This is a genomic window from Rahnella sp. PD12R, assembly GCF_019200965.1.
Lineage (GTDB): Bacteria > Pseudomonadota > Gammaproteobacteria > Enterobacterales > Enterobacteriaceae > Rahnella > Rahnella laticis.
The window spans coordinates 117646-137981 of sequence record NZ_JAHTMS010000009.1 but is presented as its reverse complement, the minus strand read 5'-3'; the positions used below and the strand labels follow the sequence as shown (position 1 = coordinate 137981).

At 54.5% G+C, this 20336-nt stretch carries 20 protein-coding genes; 11 read left to right on the top strand and 9 right to left on the bottom strand.

Annotation, left to right across the window (positions count from 1 at the left end; translation table 11 throughout):
• The first annotated feature begins 10 nt into the window (after window positions 1-10).
• Window positions 11-235, top strand: a complete 225-nt coding sequence (locus KWG64_RS18160; protein WP_218522696.1) for a hypothetical protein — start codon at window positions 11-13, stop codon at window positions 233-235.
• Window positions 236-299: 64 nt separating this feature from the next.
• Window positions 300-626: a DUF2623 family protein gene (locus tag KWG64_RS18155; RefSeq protein ID WP_195814346.1), complete on the top strand. Its 327-nt coding sequence runs from the start codon at window positions 300-302 to the stop codon at window positions 624-626.
• 75 nt (window positions 627-701) lie between these two features.
• Here the strand turns inward: KWG64_RS18155 and icd are convergent, their stop codons facing one another.
• The gene (icd, locus tag KWG64_RS18150; RefSeq protein ID WP_056778851.1) at window positions 702-1955 is read right to left on the bottom strand and encodes an NADP-dependent isocitrate dehydrogenase; all 1254 of its coding nucleotides are present in this window, start codon (window positions 1953-1955) and stop codon (window positions 702-704) included.
• Between the two features lie 132 nt (window positions 1956-2087).
• Between icd and rluE the strand changes: the two genes are divergently transcribed.
• From rluE to KWG64_RS18120, 6 genes are all read left to right on the top strand, one after another.
• Window positions 2088-2714 (top strand): 23S rRNA pseudouridine(2457) synthase RluE, encoded by a 627-nt coding sequence (gene rluE / locus KWG64_RS18145; protein ID WP_218522695.1) that lies wholly within the window; start codon window positions 2088-2090, stop codon window positions 2712-2714.
• Window positions 2707-3153: an NUDIX hydrolase gene (locus tag KWG64_RS18140; protein ID WP_218522694.1), complete on the top strand. Its 447-nt coding sequence runs from the start codon at window positions 2707-2709 to the stop codon at window positions 3151-3153. The genes rluE and KWG64_RS18140 overlap by 8 nt, the downstream gene beginning before the upstream one ends.
• Window positions 3154-3373: 220 nt before the next feature.
• A complete protein-coding gene (mnmA, locus tag KWG64_RS18135) occupies window positions 3374-4483 on the top strand; it encodes a tRNA 2-thiouridine(34) synthase MnmA (protein WP_195822875.1) in 1110 nt (369 codons plus the stop codon).
• Between the two features lie 191 nt (window positions 4484-4674).
• Complete coding sequence (gene hflD / locus KWG64_RS18130; protein WP_218522693.1) at window positions 4675-5301, top strand: high frequency lysogenization protein HflD; 627 nt, start codon at window positions 4675-4677, stop codon at window positions 5299-5301.
• 23 nt (window positions 5302-5324) lie between these two features.
• A complete protein-coding gene (gene purB / locus KWG64_RS18125) occupies window positions 5325-6695 on the top strand; it encodes an adenylosuccinate lyase (protein WP_218522692.1) in 1371 nt (456 codons plus the stop codon).
• Window positions 6696-6842: 147 nt separating this feature from the next.
• Window positions 6843-7604: a GntR family transcriptional regulator gene (locus tag KWG64_RS18120; protein WP_218522691.1), complete on the top strand. Its 762-nt coding sequence runs from the start codon at window positions 6843-6845 to the stop codon at window positions 7602-7604.
• A 7-nt stretch (window positions 7605-7611) separates the two neighbouring features.
• Here the strand turns inward: KWG64_RS18120 and KWG64_RS18115 are convergent, their stop codons facing one another.
• From KWG64_RS18115 to KWG64_RS18105, 3 genes are all read right to left on the bottom strand, one after another.
• The gene (locus KWG64_RS18115) at window positions 7612-8583 is read right to left on the bottom strand and encodes a PfkB family carbohydrate kinase (protein ID WP_218522690.1); all 972 of its coding nucleotides are present in this window, start codon (window positions 8581-8583) and stop codon (window positions 7612-7614) included.
• Window positions 8580-9599, bottom strand: coding sequence for an ADP-ribosylglycohydrolase family protein (locus KWG64_RS18110; protein WP_218522689.1), 1020 nt, complete (start codon window positions 9597-9599; stop codon window positions 8580-8582). The genes KWG64_RS18115 and KWG64_RS18110 overlap by 4 nt, the downstream gene beginning before the upstream one ends.
• Window positions 9600-9664: 65 nt before the next feature.
• On the bottom strand, window positions 9665-10918 hold the full coding sequence (locus KWG64_RS18105; RefSeq protein ID WP_218522688.1) for a nucleoside permease: 1254 nt from the start codon (window positions 10916-10918) through the stop codon (window positions 9665-9667).
• A gap of 296 nt (window positions 10919-11214) precedes the next feature.
• Here KWG64_RS18105 and phoP point away from each other — a divergent pair, with 296 nt between their 5' ends.
• The 3 genes from phoP (at window position 11215) to KWG64_RS18090 (ending at window position 14643) form a co-directional block, all read left to right on the top strand.
• Window positions 11215-11889, top strand: a complete 675-nt coding sequence (gene phoP, locus KWG64_RS18100; RefSeq protein ID WP_095921366.1) for a two-component system response regulator PhoP — start codon at window positions 11215-11217, stop codon at window positions 11887-11889.
• 30 nt (window positions 11890-11919) lie between these two features.
• Window positions 11920-13374 carry a two-component system sensor histidine kinase PhoQ gene (gene phoQ / locus KWG64_RS18095; RefSeq protein ID WP_195814006.1) on the top strand — a complete coding sequence of 485 codons (1455 nt, stop codon included), beginning with the start codon at window positions 11920-11922 and terminating at the stop codon, window positions 13372-13374.
• 147 nt (window positions 13375-13521) lie between these two features.
• The gene (locus tag KWG64_RS18090; protein ID WP_195814007.1) at window positions 13522-14643 is read left to right on the top strand and encodes a cupin domain-containing protein; all 1122 of its coding nucleotides are present in this window, start codon (window positions 13522-13524) and stop codon (window positions 14641-14643) included.
• Between the two features lie 94 nt (window positions 14644-14737).
• Here KWG64_RS18090 and pepT read toward each other — a convergent pair whose 3' ends face one another.
• The 5 genes from pepT to lolC all read right to left on the bottom strand — a co-directional run bounded on the left by pepT (window position 14738) and on the right by lolC (window position 20234).
• Complete coding sequence (pepT, locus tag KWG64_RS18085) at window positions 14738-15973, bottom strand: peptidase T (protein WP_218522687.1); 1236 nt, start codon at window positions 15971-15973, stop codon at window positions 14738-14740.
• 229 nt (window positions 15974-16202) lie between these two features.
• The gene (gene cobB, locus KWG64_RS18080; protein WP_195814008.1) at window positions 16203-17033 is read right to left on the bottom strand and encodes a Sir2 family NAD+-dependent deacetylase; all 831 of its coding nucleotides are present in this window, start codon (window positions 17031-17033) and stop codon (window positions 16203-16205) included.
• Between the two features lie 51 nt (window positions 17034-17084).
• Entirely contained in the window at window positions 17085-18335 is a 1251-nt protein-coding gene (gene lolE, locus KWG64_RS18075; protein ID WP_195814009.1) for a lipoprotein-releasing ABC transporter permease subunit LolE, read from the bottom strand.
• Window positions 18335-19039, bottom strand: a complete 705-nt coding sequence (gene lolD, locus KWG64_RS18070; RefSeq protein ID WP_152325621.1) for a lipoprotein-releasing ABC transporter ATP-binding protein LolD — start codon at window positions 19037-19039, stop codon at window positions 18335-18337. Before lolD ends, lolE begins: the two co-directional genes overlap by 1 nt.
• On the bottom strand, window positions 19032-20234 hold the full coding sequence (gene lolC / locus KWG64_RS18065; protein WP_218522686.1) for a lipoprotein-releasing ABC transporter permease subunit LolC: 1203 nt from the start codon (window positions 20232-20234) through the stop codon (window positions 19032-19034). Before lolC ends, lolD begins: the two co-directional genes overlap by 8 nt.
• Window positions 20235-20336: the final 102 nt, after the last annotated feature.

The following is a 20336-nucleotide window of genomic DNA, read 5'->3' as shown; positions in this document are numbered from 1 at the left end:
GGTCCGTCCTGTGGCAAAAAGTCGCTCATATTTAACACCGCTGCCTGCGATGCACAATATGACCGGTGAAATAAACCCTTATCCTGCTGAATATCCGGTGAAAAAATTCAAAGAGCCGACAAAACTTAACGCAAATTCACTCTCACTTTCCCTTCTGACCCAAATTCTTATCTCTGAAATATGCCTGCTTTGCTCCGGAGTGGCCTTTCCACAAACCTCAATTCTCTTGCTGTAGGTCATTGCCTGAATAATCGCTATATGATTTATTATACAGCGCTTGTTCGACGAGGATTTTTGAAATGCAAAACCATTTTGGGAAAGGGCTAAAAGCGGGCCTGAGCGCCGAAAGCGCATGGCCTGCTGCGCAAGTATCAGGCTATTGCAAAGAGTATTTGCGGGGCTTTGTGCTGGGATTTGCACACACCCGGGCGCAGATTACCGGTGATGATAACAATGCCGCATTCGAGGCAGGCGTTTTGTCGCGTAAATACAGTCTGGATAAAGATCTGGTGGCCGAGTTCTTTTCCGCCAGTGCGAAACATCCGTCCAGGGCATTTTTTCTGGTGGGCTACGAAGGCAAGCTGCAGGACAAGGACGATAATCAGCCGCAAAACCCGCTCAGCTAAACTGCCCTCTCATACCCGTCAGCCATAAAAAACGGGAGCACCAGGCTCCCGTTCTTCTGTTTCAGCGAACTGAAATTACATATTTGCGATCATGTCGTCGGCAAACTCGCTGCATTTCCGCAGCTTAGCGCCTTCCATCAGACGCTCGAAATCGTAAGTCACGGTTTTAGCCGCGATAGCGCCTTCCATGCCTTTCACGATCAGGTCTGCGGCTTCGAACCATTCCATATGACGCAGCATCATTTCTGCGGACAGAATGATTGAGCCCGGGTTCACTTTGTCCTGACCGGCATATTTCGGCGCAGTACCGTGAGTGGCTTCGAACAGCGCGCAATCAGAACCGATGTTTGCACCCGGAGCGATACCGATGCCGCCAACCTGCGCCGCCAGGGCGTCGGAGATGTAGTCACCGTTCAGGTTCATACAGGCGATAACGTCGTATTCAGCCGGACGCAGCAGGATCTGTTGCAGGAATGCGTCAGCAATAACGTCTTTAATGATGATGTCTTTGCCGTTGTTCGGGTTCTTGATTTTCACCCAAGGGCCGCCGTCGATCAGCTCGCCGCCGAACTCTTCACGCGCCAGCTGGTAGCCCCAATCCTTGAAGGCACCTTCGGTGAACTTCATGATGTTGCCTTTATGAACCAGCGTCAGGGAATCACGGTCATTGGTGATGGTGTATTCAATCGCCGCACGAACCAGACGTTTGGTGCCTTCTTCGGAGCAAGGTTTGATACCGATACCACATTCCTGTGGGAAACGGATTTTCTTCACGCCCATTTCGTCTTGCAGGAATTTGATGACTTTGTCCGCTTCAGCAGAACCGGCTTTCCACTCGATACCTGCGTAGATATCTTCGGAGTTTTCACGGAAGATCACCATGTCGGTATCTTCAGGACGTTTTACCGGGCTTGGTGTGCCGGTGTAATAACGAACCGGACGCAGACAGATGTACAGGTCGAGTTGCTGGCGAAGTGCCACGTTCAGGGAGCGAATTCCGCCGCCAACCGGAGTGGTCAGTGGGCCTTTGATAGCAACACGGTAATCACGGATCAGGTCCAGAGTTTCTTCTGGCAGCCATACGTCCTTGCCGTACAGTTCTACGGATTTCTCGCCGGTGTAGATTTCCATCCAGGAGATTTTACGCTCGCCTTTGTAGGCTTTCTGAACAGCCGCATCAACGACTTTAATCATGGCAGGCGTGACGTCAACACCGATGCCATCACCTTCAATGAATGGGATAACAGGATTATTAGGAATGACCAGTTTACCCTGAGCGTCTACTGTAATCTTTTTACCTTCAGCCGGAACAACTACTTTGCTTTCCATTAACCTCTCCTTCGAGCGCATTTTTGTTAAAAATTTGTAAGATGCCGGTCGATATTACTCGAATATTTCTCGCTAGCCAATCCGAAACATTTTTCAAGTATAATGCGCTAATTCTCTCTAACTTCAATGCCTATGAACCCGCTATCTTTTAAAAATCACAACGTTAAACGTTTCAGCAAAAGGCCTGCCAAAGAACAATCTGCCCCAAAAGGGCCCAGAAAGGTGATTCTTTTCAATAAACCGTTTGATGTACTGCCACAATTCACTGATGAGGCGGGTCGGGCGACACTTAAAGATTACATTTCATTAACAGATGTTTATGCCGCCGGTCGTCTCGACCGGGACAGCGAAGGTTTACTGGTGCTGACCAACGATGGCAAACTGCAAGCTGCACTGACACAGCCAGGTAAACGCACCGGCAAGATTTACTACGTACAGGTCGAGGGAGTGCCGGATACCGCCGCCGTCGAAGCATTGCGCCGAGGTATCACGCTGAAAGATGGTCCCACCCTGCCCGCCGGTGCTGAAATTGTCGGTGAACCGAAATGGCTCTGGGCACGCAATCCGCCAATCCGCGAACGTAAAGCGATCCCGACGACCTGGCTGAAAATCACTTTGTACGAGGGAAGGAACCGTCAGGTTCGTCGCATGACGGCACATGTCGGGTTCCCGACGTTACGCCTGATCCGTTACAGCATGGGCGAATTTTCCCTCGGCGACTTACAACCCGGCCAATGGAAGGAGATCCCGCATGTTTAAACCGCACGTCACCGTCGCCTGCGTCGTTCAGGCACAGGGAAAGTTTCTGGTCGTTGAAGAAACCATTCACGGAAAAGTGACCTGGAACCAGCCGGCTGGCCATCTCGAAGCCGACGAAACGCTGGTCAGCGCAGCAAAACGCGAACTGTATGAAGAAACCGGTATTCACGCCGAACCGCAGTCTTTTCTCGGATTGCATCAGTGGCAGGCGCCGGACGGCACACCGTTTCTGCGCTTCGCGTTTGTGATTGATTTACCGGAAATTCTGGACACCGCGCCGCAGGATGACGATATCGATCAGTGCCGCTGGGTCAGTGCCGAAGAAATTATCGGCTCGGCGCAGTTACGCTCACCGCTGGTGGCGGAAAGCATCCGCTGTTATCAGGAATCACCGCGTTACCCTCTGGAAATCCTGCACAATTTTAATCTGCCGGAGTAAGCGCGCAGAAAAGCCTTTCGTCCGGTTGTTGCCGTGCTGTGAATCAGCGATGCAGCAACCGGCCTGACGTGATAAAATTTCGCGCTTCAGTATTTATGCAGTACCCCTCTGTTCGGGTTTCTGTGGTGTTTTTGTTGCGCGCGGCCTTCATCCTCGTGGGACAAGCATCAGAAAAACACCGTCAGTACCGGACAATTAATTCATGTGTTTCGGGACAATTATGTCTGACAACAGCCAGAAAAAAGTGATCGTCGGGATGTCCGGCGGTGTCGATTCCTCAGTCTCTGCGTACCTTTTGCAACAACAGGGTTACCAGGTTGAGGGCCTCTTCATGAAAAATTGGGAAGAGGATGACGACGAAGAGTATTGCACAGCAGCCACCGATCTTGCCGATGCGCAGGCCGTATGCGACAAGCTGGGTATCGAACTGCACACCGTGAATTTCGCGGCGGAATATTGGGACAACGTGTTCGAATTATTCCTCGAGGAATACAAAGCCGGACGCACGCCAAACCCGGATATCCTGTGCAACAAAGAGATTAAATTCAAAGCCTTCCTGGAATTCGCCGCAGAAGATCTGGGCGCGGATTACATCGCGACCGGTCACTACGTGCGCCGCCAGGATATCGACGGCATCAGCCACCTGCTGCGCGGCGTCGATGGCAATAAAGATCAGAGCTATTTCCTCTACACGCTGGGTCACGAACAGGTTGCACAAAGCTTGTTCCCGGTCGGTGAGCTGGAAAAACCGGAAGTGCGCCGCATTGCCGAAGAGCTCGATCTCATCACCGCGAAGAAAAAAGACTCCACCGGCATTTGCTTTATCGGTGAGCGTAAATTCCGCGATTTCCTTGGCCGCTATCTGCCGGCACAGCCTGGCGTGATTAAAAGCGTGGATGGTCAGGTGATGGGGCAACATCAGGGGCTGATGTACCACACGCTCGGCCAGCGCAAAGGTCTGGGCATCGGTGGCCAGAAAGAAGGCAGCGAAGAGCCGTGGTACACCGTTGAAAAGGATGTGGAAAACAACATTCTGTACGTTGCTCAGGGCCATGAACATCCGCGTCTGATGTCCGTCGGGCTGATTGCGCAACAGCTTCACTGGGTTGATCGCAAACCGCTGACCGCGCCGCTGACGTGTACCGTCAAAACCCGTTACCGTCAGGAAGACATTCCATGCGTCGTCACGCCGCTGGGCGAAGACCGCATTGAAGTGCGCTTTGACGCACCAGTTGCCGCCGTCACACCGGGCCAGTCTGCCGTGTTTTACCTCGGCGAAATCTGCCTCGGCGGTGGCGTTATTGAGCAACGCCTGCCGCTTCAGGCCTGATACCACGCCAACAGGTGTATGAAAACGGGACGCTTTCGGGCGTCCCGCTTTTTTTCTGCCCGCCTGTGACGATCTGCACTGATTCCGAACTGTGTTTAGGGTCAGTTTTATGGCATGATCTGTCGCCATTAGTTTGGGCTATCTTCTTTGTCACTGCGTCTCATCGTTTCAAAACGCTTACAGGAGTAAACGTGGCTAAAAATTATTATGACATTACGCTGGCGTTGGCGGGGATCTGTCAGGCGGCGCGCCTGGTCCAGCAACTTGCCCATGAAGGCAATTGCGCTCAGGAAGAAATGTCAGTGTCACTGCGCAGCCTGCTGGAGATGAATCCGGCATCCACGCTGGCGGTGTACGGTAATAATGAAGCGAATTTGAAGATGGGGCTGGAAACGCTGCTGGGCGTGCTGAACGCCAACCGCCAGGGGCCGGGCGCTGAGTTAACGCGTTACGCACTAAGCCTGATGGTGCTTGAGCGCAAGCTCTGTGCCAATAAAGCCGCCATGAATCAGCTCGGCGAACGTATCGATCAGCTCGACCGCCAGCTGGCGCATTTCGAGCTCGAATCCGACACGATGATTAGTTCGCTGGCCTCGATTTATGTCGACGTCGTCAGCCCGGCAGGCCCGCGCATTCAGGTCACCGGTTCACCGACAATTTTGCAAAATCCGCAGGTTCAGGCGAAAGTCCGCGCCATTTTACTGGCTGGCATCCGTTCCGCCGTGCTGTGGCACCAGGTGGGCGGTGGACGCCTGCAACTGATGTTTTCCCGTAATCGCTTGTTTGAACAGGCGAAAAGTATTCTCGCTCATTGTTAATAAGACCCCAGGAGTTGCTACCGATGGAATTATCCTCACTGACCGCCGTTTCCCCCGTTGATGGACGCTACGGTGATAAAGTCAGCGCGCTGCGTACTATTTTCAGCGAATTTGGCCTGCTGAAATTCCGTGTGCAGGTTGAAGTACGTTGGCTGCAAAAACTGGCAGCCTGTGCAGAAATCAAGGAAGTTCCTGCTTTTGATGCCGACGCAAACGCTTTCCTCGACCAGTTAGTGGCCAATTTTGATGTGAATGACGCTCAGCGCATTAAAGACATCGAAAAAACCACCAACCATGACGTCAAAGCGGTTGAGTATTTCCTGAAAGAAAAAGTGGCCGGTATCCCTGCCCTGCACGCGGTGTCCGAGTTCATTCACTTTGCCTGTACGTCTGAAGACATCAATAACCTTTCCCACGCGCTGATGTTGCAAACCGCACGTCAGGACGTGGTGCTGCCGTACTGGAAACAGATCATTGATGGGATTAAAGATCTGGCGCACAAACACCGTGACATTCCGCTGCTGTCGCGCACTCATGGTCAGCCTGCTACGCCATCCACTATCGGTAAAGAGCTGGCTAACGTCGCCTACCGTATGGATCGCCAGTTCAGACAACTGCAAAACGTCGAAATCCTCGGCAAAATCAACGGTGCCGTTGGCAACTACAATGCCCACATCGTGGCGTACCCGGAAGTGGACTGGCATAAATTCAGCGAAGAGTTCGTGACTTCTCTGGGCATTAACTGGAACCCGTACACCACACAGATCGAGCCGCACGACTACATTGCCGAACTGTTTGACTGTGTGGCGCGTTTCAACACCATCCTGATCGACTTCGACCGCGACATCTGGGGTTACATCGCCCTGAACCACTTCAAACAGCGCACCATTGCTGGCGAAATCGGTTCTTCCACCATGCCGCACAAAGTGAACCCGATTGACTTCGAAAACTCCGAAGGCAACCTTGGCTTGTCCAACGCGGTGTTGCAGCATCTGGCCAGCAAACTGCCGGTTTCCCGCTGGCAGCGTGACCTGACCGACTCCACCGTGCTGCGTAACCTCGGCGTGGGTCTGGGTTATGCGCTTATTGCATATCAGGCCACCCTCAAAGGCGTCAGCAAGCTGGAAGTTAACGAAGCGAATCTGGCAAACGAACTGGATCACAACTGGGAAGTGCTGGCTGAGCCAATCCAGACCGTGATGCGTCGTTACGGCATCGAAAAACCTTACGAGAAGCTGAAAGAGCTGACCCGTGGTAAACGTGTTGATGCGGCAGGTATGCAGGCCTTTATCGATTCTCTGGAATTACCGGAAGAAGAGAAAGTGCGCCTGAAAGCCATGACGCCGGGCAATTACATTGGCCGCGCGACGACCATGGTTGACGAGCTGAAGTAAATCTTTGCTCACGTATTATGTGTGACCTCTATCAGGCGACCTCCGGGTCGCCTTTTTTATGTGACCGCGACGCGCAAAATGTCACTGCAAAAAATCTCTGTCCTTCTAAAATAGAGCCCATTCCCCCCGCATTGGAAGACCGACTTCATGAGCATGGACACCAACCAGCAGGTGCTGGAAAAACTGAAAACCGATCTGGCTCAGGCGGGCACAATGCCCCTGTATTTGTGCTTTAACGAATCGGTACGTCAGGCAATGGAAGCAGGCATCTTGCAGGATGGTGATTTTCTGCCGAGCGAACGCCAGTTCACTGAAATTCTGGGCATTTCGCGTATCACCGTGCGAAAGGCGCTCGCCAGGCTGGAAGAAGACGGCCATATCGGGCGCTCGCGGGGTTACGGCACCTTTATCAAAAAAGCGACCGATGCCCGCCTGGCTTATTCGCTGGCCGGAGTGAAAGGGTTTTCCCGGGAAGTCATGCTTCAGGGGCGCAAGCCGGATACACTGTGGATCAGCCGCGATCAGGTGCCCGCCTCGGCGCTGATTGCCAGCAAACTGGCGATTACCGAAAACACGCCGGTCTACATGCTTAAACGCATTCACTACATTGATACACGCCCGATGTCGGTAGCAGTTTCCTACGTCATCATGGACGCCATCCGCGACGTCGAGGAAATCGGCGTTTCGCTCTATGACTATTTTGGTCGCAATAATATTGAGCTCGGCGCGCTGCAAAGCCGCGTCAGTGCGGCGATGAGCGACGCGGAAACCTTGCAGGCATTGCAGCTGAAAGAGGCGATGCCACTGCTTATCATCAAACAAACGCTGTTCGACGGGCAAAACCGCCCGATTGAATACAGCGAAAGTTTTTGCCGCAGTGACATGTACGAATTCGTCAGCGAAGACTGACCGTTTTCTAACTGACGCTGTCCAGTGAAGAAATCAGCTGCGACAGCGTTGGCGCGCAATCTCCGCCCGGTTGTGAAACCACGTAAGCCGCCACGCAGTTCGCCAGCATCATGCTTTGCCAGTGCGTCAGCCCCAGCGAAAGCCCGGCCAGTAAACCGGCGCAATGGCTGTCGCCCGCCCCGATGCTGTCGGCCACGGTAATTTTCCGCGCCGCGATCCATCCGCAATCGTCCGCTGAACCATAATAATAACTGCCCTGCTCACCGCAGCGTAAAACCACCAGTTCGCGGGTTTTCTCATGCAACTGACGGCAGAAACTTTCTGCGTCACCGGCAAAACCGAGTATGGCCGCTTCGCGCTGATTCAGCGTCAGGATCACACCGGGGCGGATCAGCCGTTCGACGCGCTCTTTGGGCATCACATCCAGACGCGGGCCAAAATCCACCAGCACCCGCACGGCTTCTGGTAAGGTGTCGAGCCAGTCCGTCAGCACCGTGCCCTGTTTTGCGCCCAGCTGATAACCGGAAACGTACACCAGCCCGTTTTGCGGTGTTGCCTGCGCCAGCCATGCAGGCTGCCACTGATTTTCGATACCGTCGACGGAGATAAACGTGCGCTCGCCGTCAGGTTCCACCAGCGCCAGACACCAGCCGTTGTCCGCGCCTTTCACCTGCAAATCAGACACAATTTCGCGCGCCGCCATCTCCTTGCGCAGACGGTCGCTCCACATCCCTTCGCCGACGGGCAAAAGATTCTGGCTGTGAATTCCCAGTTGTTTCAGCCCCAGCGCGATATTCAATGCGCAGCCGCCGAGATGAAAACCGGTCACGTCGGCGGCAATATCACCGCCGCGCTCCGGCAACGCATCCGCGCGCGCAACCATATCCATCACCGCCGCACCGATGACGAGAACCGGCGATTGCTGGTGCCAGTCGCCCTGCGTCAGTGTCTGCAAAAGTTCACGGTGCGTCTGGCTCATCCGGCCTCCTGCGCGTTGCGGCGAAAACGCTGAAATGCGTCGCTGTAGCGGGTCATGTCCTGCGGATTCACCCGTTTCAGTTCATCCAGCCACTCTTTTTTGAATGCTTCAATGCCGTTTAGCGCGCCACAAATGGCCGTCGCCATCGCGCCGATGGTGTCGGTGTCGCCGCCAAGATTGGCGCATAAAATGGCACACTGGTTCGGGCAGGTTCCCGCCAGCTCCACCATCGCCAGCGCCGCAGGTACAGATTCAATGGTGCTGACGCCCGCGCCAACCCGCTGATACACCGCTTCCGACGCCTGTTCCGTGCCTTCGGCTTTCGCCACCGTATCAAACGCCAGCTCGATTCGCGCTGCCAGAGACGCGCTGAACGTGGTCGATTCCCGTGTCTGCGCGTATTTTGCGATGTCCGGCAGCGCCAGACGGATTTCCGCCCAGCCCGCCCCTTCAATGGCGCGCGACACCGCCCAGGCAATCACCACCGCGCCGGCAACGGCAATATCTGATTTGTGCGTCGGGCTGGAGGCCAGCCAGACCTGCTCACAGAAATGTTTCAGCGGAGCCGAAGGCAGCACGCAGCCGAGCGGGGAAACGCGCATCGCCGCACCATTGGTCACGCCATTGTTTTCCAGCGCATCAATCGCGACACCTTTTTTTTGCTCCGCCAGCGCCAGTTTGGAGCTTGGCCCGAGAATGTTTTTGTTGAAGGCGTCGAAGCTGTCCACCCAACGGATCACGTTGCGTGCGATCAGCTCCGGTACGACTTTGCCATCCGCTTCCAGCAGCGCATCGGCCAGTGCCAGCGCCATCGAAGTGTCATCGGTAAACTGCGCCGCCGTGAAATAACAGGCCGCATTGTTTTCCGCCGGGCCATCGAGGAAACGGTCGATCCAGCCGAAATGTTTTTTGACGCGCTCACGCGGCCACAACTCTGACGGCATGCCCAGCGCATCGCCCAGCATTTGTCCGTACAACGCGCCGAGCATGCGGCTCTCAAGTCCTGGTTGTGTCATCGATAAATCTCCCGAAATAAAATTACGGCGGGCTGCCTGCCCGCCAGAAATGAAAAATGTGTCGTTTAAGAAGAGGCGCTCAGACTGACCGGTGTAATCGTTTTGCTGCGTTCACGGAAGAACAGCAGGAACAGCAGCATCACGCCCGCCACCATAATTGCGCCGACACCCCAGACGGCAAACCAGTCGAAGGTCATGCCATTTTTTGGTGTACTCAGCGCGAAGGTGGTCATCGCCCGGCCACCGAGCCAGTTGCCGATAAAACTGCCCAACCCCTGACAAATCAGCGTGATCAGGCCCTGCGCGGCGGTGCGCATATGCGGCGGCGCTTTTTTATCGACATAGATATAGCCGGTGACGAAATAGAAATCGTAACTGACACCGTGCAGCAAAATGCCGAGGAACAACATGCTGTAGGCCCAGACGTCAGCCGTGCCGCCGTAGATGAAGAAGATGTAACGGATGGCGGCGGTGATGAAGCCCAGCATCAGCACTTTTTTGATGCCAAAGCGTTTAAGCAGGAACGGCAGCGCCAGCATTGCAAAGATTTCCGACACCTGCCCGAGCGTCATCCAGCCGGTGGCATTTGGCAAGCCAACCTGCGTCAGATAGCCGTTGGCGAACTGGTAATAGAACGCCAGTGGCATGCAAAAAAGAAATGAACATACAGCGAAAATGGCAAACGACCGGTCTTTCAGCAAACCCAGCGCATTCAGGCCAAACAGGGCTTTGATGTCCACCGGCCCTTTGCCTTTTGCCGGTGTATCCGGCAGCCAGAAGCTGTAAATCCCCAGCGCAAATGACGCAATCGCCGTGATCCACAGCGGCTGGCTGGTATCAGAGATATTGCCCATCCCGAGCAGCGGCGGCAGCACAAAACCAATCACCAGACCGGACGCAATCCACCCCAGCGTACCGAGCACACGAATACGCGGGAAATCCTTTTCGGTGTCATTGATGTTGGCGAACGCAATGCTGTTGGTCAGTGCGACGGTCGGCATATAGGTAATCGCGTATACCACCAGCAGCGGGAAGAACGTCGAAAATTCGGTTTGCAGCGCGATGAATCCCATCAGCACGCCACCGGCCAGCAACAGCCAGCCGAGCACTTTCTGAGCGGCAAAATAGCGGTCTGCGATCACGCCCACCAGAACCGGAGAAAGGATCGCCGCAATCGCCGTGCTGCTGTAAGACCAGGCAATTTCCGACGGACTAAAACCTAATTTATTGAGGTATTGCCAGAGCGGCACAAACCAGGCGCCCCAGATAAACCACTCAATAAACATCATAACGGACAGCTTCAGATGGGTACGTTTCATTATTATATCCTTGCTGAGTAAGGGATCCGCGCGGTGCCCCGGCACCGGAAGCAACGGATGAAATCAGGCATTCGAGATACCTTTACAATACCTTAATGATACCTTTGATATTAATCAGCGATCTGCCTCACAATTTATGTTTCTCCCGGCTCAGGGCGTTTATAATTCGTTTATGTTTTGTTGAGGTTTCTCCGCCCTGCGTTGAGCCTGGGTTGATTAAAATGTTTCAGGATCATTTAGACTTAACCGCATCAAATTAGTCATCATTTTCCGCGTACTGAGAACAAGGAATCACCATGCGAATTTTAGTCATTGAAGATAACGCACTGCTACGCCACCACCTCTCGGTACAGCTGCGGGAAATGGGTCATCAGGTTGATGCGGCGGAAGACGCCAAAGAGGCGGATTACTTCCTGCACGAACATGCGCCTGATATCGCGATTGTCGATCTCGGTCTGCCGGGCGAAGACGGCCTGAGCCTGATCCGCCGCTGGCGCAGTCATCAGACCAATCTGCCGATTCTGGTGCTGACCGCCCGTGAAAGCTGGCAGGACAAAGTCGCGGTGCTGGAAGCCGGTGCCGACGATTACGTCACCAAACCTTTCCACCTCGAAGAAGTGCTGGCCCGCATGCAGGCGCTGATGCGTCGTAACAGCGGCCTGGCCTCGCAGGTCATCACTCTTCAGCCGTTTCAGATTGACCTGTCGCGCCGCGAGCTGACCGTCAACGAGCAGCCGATCAAACTGACCGCTTTCGAATACACCATTATTGAAACCCTGATCCGCAACGCCGGTAAAGTCGTCAGCAAAGATTCCCTGATGCTTCAGCTTTACCCGGACGCCGAGCTGCGCGAAAGCCACACCGTCGACGTGCTGATGGGACGCCTGCGTAAAAAGCTGCAAGCCGAACATCCGGTTGATGTTATTACCACCGTGCGCGGCCAGGGTTATCGTTTCGATATCCGCCCGTAATTGCCTGTTTTCGCCTCAAAAGGACGCGCCATGAAAGGACGTACCAAGAACCCTTTTTCTCTTCGCGTCCGCTTTATGATGGCGACCGCTGCGGTCGTGCTCGCCCTGTCACTGGCTTACGGGCTGGTGGCGGTGGTGGGCTATATGGTGAGTTTCGACAAAACTGCTTACCGCCTCCTGCGCGGTGAAAGTAACTTATTCTTCAGTCTGGCGCAGTGGCGTGACAACAAGCTGAGCATTAACGTGCCGCCTGATCTGGATCTTAATTCCCCGACGCTGGTCTTTATTTACGACGGCGAAGGCAATCTGCTGTGGGCAGAACGCCGGATCCCCGAACTCGAAGCGCATATTGATAAAGCCTGGATGAATAAACCGGGCTTTTATGAACTGGATACCGACACGCAAATCAGCAGCGAAGTGCTGGGCAATAACCCGAAAGCACAGGACAAGCTGAAAAGTTACGACGACACCGATGCCAACGCGATGACCCACTCCATCGCGGTCAACACGTATAACGCCACATCGCGTTTACCGGCGCTCAATATCGTGGTGGTCGATACCATTCCGCAGGAATTACAGCGCTCGGATCTGGTCTGGGAATGGTTCAGCTATGTGCTGCTGGCGAACCTGTTGCTGGTGGTTCCGCTGCTGTGGCTGGCGGCTTACTGGAGCCTGCGGCCAATCAAACAGCTGATTCATCAGGTCGCCGAGCTGGAGACCCATGAGCGTGAATCGCTCGATGAAAATCCTCCGCGTGAACTGCGCGGGCTGGTGCGAAACCTCAATATTTTGCTGCACGGCGAGCGCGGACGATATGACCGTTACCGCACCACGCTGGCGGATTTAACGCACAGCCTTAAAACGCCGCTGGCAGTGTTGCAGTCCACGCTGCGCGCGCTGCGAAATGGCAAACAGATGACCATCGAAGAAGCCGAGCCGGTCATGCTGGAACAAATCAGCCGCATCTCTCAGCAGATTGGCTATTACCTGCACCGCGCCACGCTGCGCTCGGAACAGAATTTACTGATCCGCGAAGTGCATTCCGTACCCGCAATTCTTGACGGATTATGTTCTGCCCTCAACAAAGTGTATCAGCGCAAAGGCGTGGTGATTACGGTCGATATCTCGCCGGAAATTACCTTTGTCGGCGAGAAAAATGACTTCATGGAAGTCATGGGCAACGTTATCGATAACGCCTGTAAATACTGCCTTGAGTTCGTGGAAATCAGCGCCGTTCATACCGAAAACGAACTGGTGATATTGATTGAGGACGACGGCCCAGGCATTCCGGAAAGTAAGCGTGAAGTGATCTTCCAGCGGGGTCAGCGCGCGGATACGCTGCGTCCGGGACAAGGTCTTGGCCTGTCGCTGGCGAATGACATTATCGAGCAGTACGACGGTAAAATTGTCATCGGCGACAGCCCGCTAGGCGGTGCCAGCATGCACGTTCATTTCGGATTACAGCACGGCATCGAACTGGAGTAACCGTCCGCAAATCAAAATGCTGCTGCATTCGCCCGCAAATTTCGCTGCTTTCTTGCACGTAACGTTAAATTTGCGGGTAATTGCCCAATGCACCAGCAACACCTTCCGTTATAATCCTTAACAGTTCCCTCCCCTCATGGATATATTATGGATTATCAACTCGACCTCGACTGGAACGATTTCCTTCAGCGCTACTGGCAAAAACGTCCTGTCGTCTTAAAACGCGGCTTCAAGAATTTCGTCGATCCCATTTCTCCCGATGAGCTGGCGGGTCTGGCGATGGAAAACGAAGTCGACAGCCGTCTGGTCAGTAATCAGGACGGACGCTGGAATGTGAGCCACGGGCCTTTCGAAAGCTACGATCATCTGGGCGAAAACGGCTGGTCAGTGCTGGTTCAGGCGGTTGATCACTGGCACGAGCCATCTTCCCATCTGATGACGCCGTTCCGCCATATTCCTGACTGGCGGATGGACGACCTGATGATTTCCTTCTCTGTTCCGGGCGGCGGCGTTGGCCCGCATCTGGATCAGTACGACGTCTTTATCATTCAGGGTACGGGCCGTCGCCGCTGGCGCGTGGGCGAGAAAGTCGCCATGAAACAGCATTGTCCGCACCCGGACCTGCTTCAGGTTGAGCCGTTTGAAGCCATTATCGATGAAGAACTGGAACCGGGCGATATCGTATATATTCCGCCGGGTTTCCCGCACGACGGCTATTCACTGGAAAATTCCCTCAACTATTCTGTCGGATTCCGCGCGCCGAATGCGCGTGAAATGGTCAGCGGTTTCGCCGACTTCGTGCTTTCCCGTGAACTGGGCAGCCACCGTTACAGCGATCCGGATCTGGCGGAACGCGAAAATCCGGCGGAAGTTCAGCCTGCCGAACTGGATAAACTGCGCGGCATGATGCTGGACCTGATTGGCAACCCGGCGCACTTCAACAGCTGGTTTGGTGAGTTTATTTCCCAGTCGCGCCACGAACTGGATCTGGCCCCGCCGGAACCGCCGTATCAGGCCGGTGAAATCTACGAACTGCTCGACTCCGGCGAAACACTGGAACGTCTGGGCGGGCTGCGCGTATTGCGCGTCGGCGACGTTTGTTATGTCAACGGTGAAGCGATGACTACCGAACACATCGGTGCGGTGGACGCGATTGCCCGCCACAAAACCGTGACCAAAGAAATGCTGGGCGATGCGCTGGATGACCCGTCATTCCTGGCGTTGCTTTCCGCGCTGGTGAACAGCGGTTACTGGTACTTTAACGACTAACCGTCGCGACTGATTCAAATACAAAAGGGGCAATGTCATCAGACATCGCCCCTTTTTTTGCCGCCAGTTTTACCCGATTTTTGTTTGCGGGAACTTAGTGTTTCAGCGCTTCTTTCGCCGTTAACTCGGCGATACGCATGATCACGGATACCGCTTTTTCCATGCCTTCCAGCGTCACAAACTCATGTTTACCGTGGAAGTTATAGCCGCCGGTGAAAATGTTCGGGCACGGTAAGCCGCGGAAAGATAACTGCGCGCCGTCGGTGCCACCGCGGATCGGCTTCATGATCGGCTCAATATCGCAGTCTTTCATCGCCTGCTGCGCCAGCGCAATAATGTGCGGATGCTGGGCCACTTTCTCGCGCATGTTGTAATAGTGATCGTCCAGCGTCACTTCGATATAACAATCACGGTGCAGGCCTTTGCCCACGACGTGCGCAATATCGATAATTTTCTGTTTGCGGGCTTCGAACTGCGTTTTATCGAAATCACGGATGATGTAGTGCATTTCCGCGCGTTCAACGTTGCCCTTGATGGTGGTCAGGTGATAGAAACCTTCGTAGCCATCAGTATGTTCAGGCGTTTCTTCCACCGGCAGTTCATTGTGGAAACGCGTCGCCAGCGACAGCGCATTGACCATCACGCCTTTCGCGCTGCCCGGGTGAACGTTGTTGCCGACAATCTTGATGGTCGCCGAGGCGGCATTAAAGTTCTCAAACTCCAGCTCACCCACGCCACCGCCGTCCACGGTATACGCCCATTCCGCGCCAAAGGCCGGAACATCAAAACTCTGCGCGCCCTTGCCGATTTCTTCATCCGGCGTAAAGGCAATACGCACCGGACCGTGCGCGATATTGCTGTTTTTCAGCCGCACCATCGCGGTAATAATTTCGGCAATGCCAGATTTATCGTCAGACCCCAGCAGCGTTTTGCCATCGGTGGTAATGATCGTATGGCCAAGCAACTGATGCAGAACCGGGAACATCACCGGAGATAAAATTTCATCGCCATTGCCCAGTGCAATATCGCCGCCACGGTAATTTTCCACAATCTGCGGATTAACGTGTTTCGCGGTGAAATCGGGGGCGGTATCCAGATGAGAGATGAAGCCAATGACCGGCACTTTCCAGGCCACATTGCCCGGTAATGTCGCCATTACACAGCCTTTATCACTGAGCGTAACTTGTGAAAATCCCAGTTCAGTCAGTTCATTACGCAGTGCCTGCGCCAGCTTCAGCTGACCGTCGGTGCTCGGCGTATGTTTAACATTGGGCTTAGATTGGGTATCGAAAGAAACATAATTCAGAAAACGATCAAGCAACTTATCCATATAGGTATCCTCTGGCGGCTGGGTTTTATTATGCGCAGCATGAAAACCGTGAATATTGCGTCAGGTCATTTTTCACCAAGTTTAACGGGATAACTCTTCGGGGCGGGCGCAATTTTAGCGATAAAGATGAATAACGCTTAAGTTACCGGCGTTGCAACTGGCGATGAACTCCCGAAGAATACGGGAAACAGGCATCGCCAGTTCGGCTGCAACGTCAGGTCTGGCGGGTTTATTGCCAGGCTTCATCTTTTTTGGTCAGGAATTTATGCACAAATTCGGGCACCACCTCACTTGCCAGCCCGTAATGCTTCATGTCGAATTCGCTTTCAACCTGGCTCGGTTCCAGATTCAGCTCAACGGCACAGGCACCGCCAATCCGTGCTTCATGTACAAATCCGGCAGCCGGATAAACATGCCCGGACGTGCCGATAGCCACAAAGAAATCAGCTTTTGCCAGCGCATCATAAATTTCGTCCATACCCAGCGGCATTTCGCCAAACCAGACAATGTGCGGACGCAGCGGCGCAGGGAACTGGCAACAATGGCAGCGGTCATCGACGGTTAAATCGCCCGGCCAGTCCAGAATCTGTCCTGACTGCGTGCAGCGCACTTTGAGCAATTCGCCGTGCATGTGGATCACGCGGGAGCTGCCTGCGCGTTCATGCAGGTTGTCGATATTCTGTGTCACCAGCAGAAAGTTATCGCCGAGCGCTTCTTCCAGCGTCGCCAGCGCATAGTGCGCGGCGTTCGGTTTGAGATCTTCCGACTGCAACTGGCGGCGGCGTTCATTATAAAAACGCTGCACCAGCTCCGGATCACGGCGATACCCTTCCGGCGTCGCCACGTCTTCCACGCGGTGTTCTTCCCACAAACCATCGGCGGCGCGGAAAGTGCGGATCCCCGATTCAGCGGAAATCCCGGCACCGGTCAGCACCACCACAAACGGCTTTTTGAGCGAGGCCGCCGCCATTGAGTCACGGTGGAAAATATTCGACCGGAAACGCTGATGCCGGATACGTTTGTTTTTGCGAAACCGACACAGACGATGACGTGTGCGCATGAAGTGCTCCTTACTCTCTGTGTCTGAAAGATTGTGTTGCGTAAACCATGGTTACTGGCCGCCGCTGAGTACGCGGGCGGGATCAATACGGCTGGCGCGGCGTGCCGGATACCAGCTCGCCAGCAAACTCAGCACCAGCGCGGTTAACAGCACGCCTCCGACGTCCAGCCAGTGAACTTCAGAAGGCAGGAAGTCGATGAAATAAATATCCCCGGACAGGAACTGATGGCCGGTAAGTTTCTGCAAACCGTTGACGATATTGGTGAGCTGGAACGACGCAATCACACCAATCACCACGCCCGCGACACTGCCGACCAGCCCCGCCAGTAAACCGTACCAGATGAAGACAGCGCGGATAAGCCCATCTTTCGCGCCCAGTGTGCGCAAAATCGCAATATCGCTGCTTTTATCTTTTACCGCCATCACCAGCGTCGACACGATGTTGAAACAGGCCACGCCGATCACCAGCACCATCGCCATGTACATAATGGCGCGGACCATCTGAATATCGCGGTACATGTAGCCGTAAGTGCCAATCCAGCTACTAATGTAGACGTAAGCGTGCGTGACTTCACCGGCGTCGTGCACCAGTTTTTGCGCGGCAAAGACATCATTCACTTTGATATCAATGCCCGTGACGCTGGTGCCCATATCCTGGTATTGCTGCGCATCGGCCAGCGGCACCATGCCGAGGCTGTGATCAAGCTGGCCGCTGAGTTGTAAAATCCCGGCGACCTGCAAACGGATGCGTTTTGGCTGCAACAGTTTCATTTCAGGGTCACTGTTAGGGATCATCACGGTCACCCAGTCACCCTGTTTTACTCCTACCGCATCCGCCACGCCTTTACCGAGGATCAGCTGTTGCTGCCCGGCTTTAAAGTTTTGCCAGGCGTTATTCTGCACAAATTTCGGCGCGGCGCTGACACGCGGTTCGCTCTGCGGATCCACGCCTTTCAGCTGGATTGCACGCAGTTTTGCTCCGTGTTCAATCAGTCCGTTGAACTGAATGTACGGCGCAGCGGCCACAATACCCGGCACTTTTTCAACACGGTCGAGCACGCCCTGCCAGTCATTAAACGGCTGATTCACCGGACGGATTTCACCGTGCGGCACGACGGCCAGAACACGCTCTTTCAGCTCGCGCTCAAAGCCGTTCATCGCACTCAGCCCGACGATCAGCACCGCCACGCCCAGCGCGATACCCAACGTTGAAATCACTGAAATCAGTGAAACCATGCCGCTGCGACGACGGCCACGGCTGAACCGCAGGCCAATCGTTAAAGAAAATGGAATGCCTGACATTACTTCGCTCCCAGCAACATCGAATCCTGCTGCAGCTTGCCGTCACGCATTTCCAGCTGACGTGTCAGACGGTTCGCCAGATGCAAATCATGCGTCACCACCAGAAATGCCGTGCCCTGACGCACATTCAGCTCGCCCAGCAGTTCAAAAATACTGTCGGCATTGCGCTGATCCAGGTTACCGGTCGGTTCATCCGCCAGCACCAGAGAAGGATTATTGACCAGCGCACGGGCAATCGCCACACGCTGACGTTCGCCGCCGGAAAGCTCAGAAGGACGGTGATTGCTGCGATGTTGTAAACCCACGGCCTCCAGCATCGCCATTGCGCGCTCCTGCACTTCAGCAGATTTCTTTTTGCCGATCAGCAGCGGCATCGCCACGTTTTCCAGCGCGGTAAAGTCCGGCAGCAAATGGTGGAACTGATAAATGAAGCCCAGTTCGCGGTTGCGCAGTTCTGATTTCGCCGAAGAAGACATCGCGTTGAGCGACTTGCCTTTAAAAATCACCTCGCCAGACGTCGGAGAATCCAGCCCCCCCAGCAAATGCAGCAATGTACTTTTGCCGGAACCGGACGTGCCGACAATCGCCATCATCTCACCCGGCTGCATCGCGAAACTCACGTCGCGCAATACATCGGTATGCATTTTGCCTTCCTGATAAGTCTTACAGAGGTTGTCACACTGCAATAATAAAGAATTACTCATAACGTAAAGCCTCTGCGGGGTGGGTGGCAGCAGCGCGCCAGGAAGGGTAAAGCGTTGACAATAAAGCGATAGCCATCGCAACAATCGCGATGACCACTACCTGTACCGGTTCAATGTCGACCGGCAGCGAACCGCCATCCAGCATCAGACCGAGGGCCGGCATAATCGAGTTGAGCTGCGTGGCGAGCAGCACGCCGAGCAAAGCACCGAGCAGTGCGCCAATCACACCGGCACTCGCGCCCTGCACCATAAACAGCGCCATAATCTGGCGGCGGCTCAGGCCCTGCGTTTGTAAAATCGCCACTTCGGCCTGTTTCTCCATCACCAGTAAACCCAGCGATGTAATAATGTTAAACGCGGCAACGGCAACGATCAGGCTGAGGAGCAAGCCCATCATATTTTTTTCCATGCGCACGGCCTGGAACAGCTCGCCGCGGCGCTCGCGCCAGTCTTTCCAGCTGGCACCGTCCGGCAGTTTTTGCTGGCTCAGGGTATCGACGTCCAGCGGTTTATCGAGGAATAATCGCCAGCCGGTGACGTTGCCTTTCGGGTATAGCATCAGGCGCGACGCGTCCTGAATATTCACCAGCATCTGGTAACCATCGACTTCGCTGTTGGCGGAGAAAGTTCCGATCACGGTAAACAGGCGCTGGCTAGGCACACGCCCGACCGGCGTGAACTGGCTGACGCTGGTCACCATCATACGCAGCTGATCGCCACGACGGACTTTAAGCTGTTGCGCCAGCTGGTCGCCGAGAATGATGTTGTATTTGCCCGGTTGCAGTTCCTGCTGGGCGACGCCAATCAGGTATTTCGCCAGCGGATCTTTCTGGTCAGGATCGACGCCGAGCATGACGCCCACTGCCACGCTGCCGGGGCTTTGCAGCACCACGTCACCGGTGGTCAGCGGCACGGCGCGGTTCACGCTTTTCAGCGCGGAAACCTGATCGTGGGTGATTTTCTGCGGGTCGATTGAACCGTTCGGTGCCGTGATCAGCGCCTGAGGCATCAGACCCAGAATGTTACCTTCCAGATCCTTCTCAAAACCGTTCATCACTGACAAGACGGTTACCAGCGCCATCACCCCGAGAGTGATGCCGATGGTGGATAACCAGGAGACAAACCGCCCAAAGCGGTCCGAAGCACGCCCGCGCATGTAGCGCAGGCCTATAAATAACGCGACAGGTTGATACATGACTTCCGTTTTAAGTGCTTGGCCGCAAATAAGTGCATGGCGCAGACTAAAGTGATCAAGGATAATAAAGGCTAGCACCGCTTTATGGAACCACTAACCCAA

What these genes read in the sequence shown, in the direction of transcription:
- KWG64_RS18155 (WP_195814346.1), top strand. Translation starts at nt 300, where the DNA reads ATGCAAAACCATTTTGGGAAAGGGCTAAAAGCGGGCCTGAGCGCCGAA.
- icd (WP_056778851.1), bottom strand. Translation starts at nt 1,955, where the DNA reads ATGGAAAGCAAAGTAGTTGTTCCGGCTGAAGGTAAAAAGATTACAGTA.
- rluE (WP_218522695.1), top strand. Translation starts at nt 2,088, where the DNA reads ATGAACCCGCTATCTTTTAAAAATCACAACGTTAAACGTTTCAGCAAA.
- KWG64_RS18140 (WP_218522694.1), top strand. Translation starts at nt 2,707, where the DNA reads ATGTTTAAACCGCACGTCACCGTCGCCTGCGTCGTTCAGGCACAGGGA.
- mnmA (WP_195822875.1), top strand. Translation starts at nt 3,374, where the DNA reads ATGTCTGACAACAGCCAGAAAAAAGTGATCGTCGGGATGTCCGGCGGT.
- purB (WP_218522692.1), top strand. Translation starts at nt 5,325, where the DNA reads ATGGAATTATCCTCACTGACCGCCGTTTCCCCCGTTGATGGACGCTAC.
- KWG64_RS18120 (WP_218522691.1), top strand. Translation starts at nt 6,843, where the DNA reads ATGAGCATGGACACCAACCAGCAGGTGCTGGAAAAACTGAAAACCGAT.
- KWG64_RS18115 (WP_218522690.1), bottom strand. Translation starts at nt 8,583, where the DNA reads ATGAGCCAGACGCACCGTGAACTTTTGCAGACACTGACGCAGGGCGAC.
- KWG64_RS18110 (WP_218522689.1), bottom strand. Translation starts at nt 9,599, where the DNA reads ATGACACAACCAGGACTTGAGAGCCGCATGCTCGGCGCGTTGTACGGA.
- KWG64_RS18105 (WP_218522688.1), bottom strand. Translation starts at nt 10,918, where the DNA reads ATGAAACGTACCCATCTGAAGCTGTCCGTTATGATGTTTATTGAGTGG.
- phoP (WP_095921366.1), top strand. Translation starts at nt 11,215, where the DNA reads ATGCGAATTTTAGTCATTGAAGATAACGCACTGCTACGCCACCACCTC.
- phoQ (WP_195814006.1), top strand. Translation starts at nt 11,920, where the DNA reads ATGAAAGGACGTACCAAGAACCCTTTTTCTCTTCGCGTCCGCTTTATG.
- KWG64_RS18090 (WP_195814007.1), top strand. Translation starts at nt 13,522, where the DNA reads ATGGATTATCAACTCGACCTCGACTGGAACGATTTCCTTCAGCGCTAC.
- pepT (WP_218522687.1), bottom strand. Translation starts at nt 15,973, where the DNA reads ATGGATAAGTTGCTTGATCGTTTTCTGAATTATGTTTCTTTCGATACC.
- cobB (WP_195814008.1), bottom strand. Translation starts at nt 17,033, where the DNA reads ATGCGCACACGTCATCGTCTGTGTCGGTTTCGCAAAAACAAACGTATC.
- lolE (WP_195814009.1), bottom strand. Translation starts at nt 18,335, where the DNA reads ATGTCAGGCATTCCATTTTCTTTAACGATTGGCCTGCGGTTCAGCCGT.
- lolD (WP_152325621.1), bottom strand. Translation starts at nt 19,039, where the DNA reads ATGAGTAATTCTTTATTATTGCAGTGTGACAACCTCTGTAAGACTTAT.
- lolC (WP_218522686.1), bottom strand. Translation starts at nt 20,234, where the DNA reads ATGTATCAACCTGTCGCGTTATTTATAGGCCTGCGCTACATGCGCGGG.